Source organism: Pseudomonas sp., assembly GCF_050739655.1.
In the GTDB taxonomy this organism is placed as follows: Bacteria; Pseudomonadota; Gammaproteobacteria; order Pseudomonadales; family Pseudomonadaceae; genus Aquipseudomonas.
Genome location: NZ_JBOIBY010000577.1, coordinates 1 through 2,673 on the forward strand (window position 1 = coordinate 1; position 2,673 = coordinate 2,673).

Here is a 2,673-nt window from a genome sequence, read left to right on the forward strand (position 1 = left end):
GTCACATCCAGCATCAATGTTGCCTGACACACCGCCATCGCGAGCAAGCTCGCTCCCACAGGGGTTCAGCGTCGTACTCGATATCAGCGATAACGTGGTGAAAGTGCTCGATGCCCCCTGTAACAACCGCGCGTGAATGAAAAAGCCCCACCGTTCTCTCGAAAGGAGGGGCTTTTGCGCTGCAGGCCGTTTCAACTTTTGAACCAAACGATGCAGCCTCTTCGCTGCAACCAGAGCTCAGGAAAACATGGCGCGCTGCTCAGCCTCGTAGTGCCGGGTCTGGAAAGGCATGAGGGTTTGGGCTTTCAGGCCGAGGCCCTCACTCAATCCCCAAGAGACCGCGAGCTCATCACGGCGCCGACGTAATGGCGTGACGGTTTGTAGCGTCGCGACTTGCCTGGAAGTCGAATGTACAAAAAGCTCGAGGACATTGAGGGTCTCGGACACCCGCAGATCGGATAAGCAAGTAAATCGAGTGAATCGCTCGAGCAGATAGCCCGCGCGCCGAACCTCCACTTCGTCAGTGTGACGACTCAAAAAAGCGGTTACCTCGCATTCAAGATTTGAGTCCGAGTACCAGACAGCTTTGGCGGCGCTCACGAGAGCAGCGTCATCCGCTTGATTCAAAGGTCTTGTTACCAGCGTGTCCAATGCGGATGAGAGAACATGGCCGCTATGGGGTTTCGTTATCTGATCGGTCCTCCGCCTGCTTTCTAAGCAGGGATTGCGTGACCTGCTCGATGTAGTCAAACACTTCCTCCTGAACCGAATACTTATACTGCTTGCGACGGTGTTTGGAGACCGTGCCGTTTTGCGCCAGGCACATCATCGCTAGATTGGATAAGTCACTGCCCCGAACGTCATAGCGCTCGTCAACGGACTTAACAATCGTGTCGTAATTCTCAAGAAATACAGTCTCCTCACGTAACTCGACTTCCAGAGCCCGTTTGGCCATTTCCAGAGTAAATCGTACGCCTGGCGTAGCATCCCAGAAGCGATAGATTGCTGGGTCCCCCGTGAAGTTGAACGACAGGTTCCCCTGATCAATCCATCGAACATCCCAGAACTCGCGCGCCGGTTGGGAAAACTTCTGCAGGGTTTCCAGATACAGACGCTCCTCTCGCTTCATTGCAACGGACACCGGGAGCAATAAGCCATTTTCCAAGGCACCAGCACGGCACAATGTCTGGTGGATGAGGAAGCGGGAAAGTCGACCGTTCCCATCCATGAAGGGGTGAAGGAAGACGAATCCAAAGGAAATTATCCCGGCCGCAACCAGAGGGTCGATGTGCTTTGTCGCTTCATTCCCCAAGTACATCAGTTGATCCATCAGCTCTCGACAGAGGTCTGCTGCGGGCGGCACATAGGTAACCCCCGCAGCGCCGTGCAAACCATTTGCCAAATGGTTCTGTTCGTGACGAAACGCAACAGCCTTATCGTACGGATTGGAAAGCGTTGCATTCTGGAGGGTCACCAAGTAATCCTCGCTCAGTGGGATGCGTTCATGTGCCTGTCTGAGCAACTGAATAAAACGCCGGGATTTGTCCTCGCTCGGCGACTCCTTCTCGATGGCGAACGAGTCCTGGGTTTCACTCAGGTAGGCCCAGTTGATTGCCCGGTCCATCATTCCAGATGGGAGGCTTTGAATGAATTGCTGCGCGCGCCCAAGGATGTCGTGTTGTAGCAATTCGATGATTTGAGGTGTTCGTTCAACAGTGGCGCAGTAAGCCAGCGTGCCAATACCATTGAACTCCACACGCCAGCGGGAATTGCGCTCCCCAGGCATCGTCAGGTACTGCTTCGGGTCGAACAGGGGGATGAAGCCACCTTTTACTGGAGAGTGTTGAGCCAACTCTTTGCCAGTGAACGCTTCGTAAAGGAAACAAGCCTTGCGGATGTAGATCCCGTTTGGCGCTTTTTGCAATTCGGCTTCAAGCGCCTGTACCGGAATCTGAGGTAACGCTTGGGCTAGAATGGTGAGGTTAATGCCTTCATGCTTCAAGGCGAATAGTACATGTCCCAGCAGGTCGTCTGATGCAGGGGCAATACCAGGAGGGACTGCCAGTGTCTCACCTATGCGTTCAAGCCGTGTAACGGGCTGCACGCTGGCAGTTTGGCGCAAAGGGAAAGCTGAAAGCCGCAGAGTGTCTTGTAAACAGGCATATCCCGCTAAGCTCATCGCGCAAATCCTCATTTTTGAGAGAGCCTCGCAGTTTTTCTTTAGCGGGCCAATAAAATCTTAAGATTTAAAGACTATCTCAATTTTTTCTTAAGTAGCAGCCTTAGCGGTTGTCAGCCGGGGGCGTATGCACCATTGCCTGCTGCACCAGGAGTTTGTTCGTTTCCAAGTCGGGAATCGGCGTGCCCACCACTGAATCAATACCTAATGATCAGATCCTTCTTTGCAGAGGACGACGAGTAAGGAGGCTTGAATGAAAAAGCCCCGCTCTTCTCTCGAAGGCGGGGCTTTTCTTTACAACATCCGACGCTTAAGGCGCGTACGTCAGCAGCAGCTCGGTCGGCACTTTGAAGTCCAGGGACATCATCACGCTCAACGCGGTAATGGTGAAGATCGAGAACACGAACAGCTTGCGTGCCCAGACCGTGTCATCCACTGCCTTGTAGCCGGTCCAGGCCATGTACAGCCAGTACATGCCCATGGCCGCGGCGACG

At 53.8% G+C, this 2,673-nt stretch carries 2 protein-coding genes and 1 pseudogene; all 3 read right to left on the reverse strand.

Features of this window, described 5'->3' with window-relative positions; translation table 11 throughout:
- Positions 1–237: 237 nt before the first annotated feature.
- The gene (locus ACRESJ_RS27570) at positions 238–600 is read right to left on the reverse strand and encodes a hypothetical protein (RefSeq protein WP_431760688.1); all 363 of its coding nucleotides are present in this window, start codon (positions 598–600) and stop codon (positions 238–240) included.
- 73 nt (positions 601–673) lie between these two features.
- Positions 674–2,179: a Fic family protein gene (locus tag ACRESJ_RS27575; RefSeq protein ID WP_431760689.1), complete on the reverse strand. Its 1,506-nt coding sequence runs from the start codon at positions 2,177–2,179 to the stop codon at positions 674–676.
- Between the two features lie 310 nt (positions 2,180–2,489).
- Positions 2,490–2,673, reverse strand: a pseudogene (locus ACRESJ_RS27580) (heme o synthase); the annotation flags it as partial.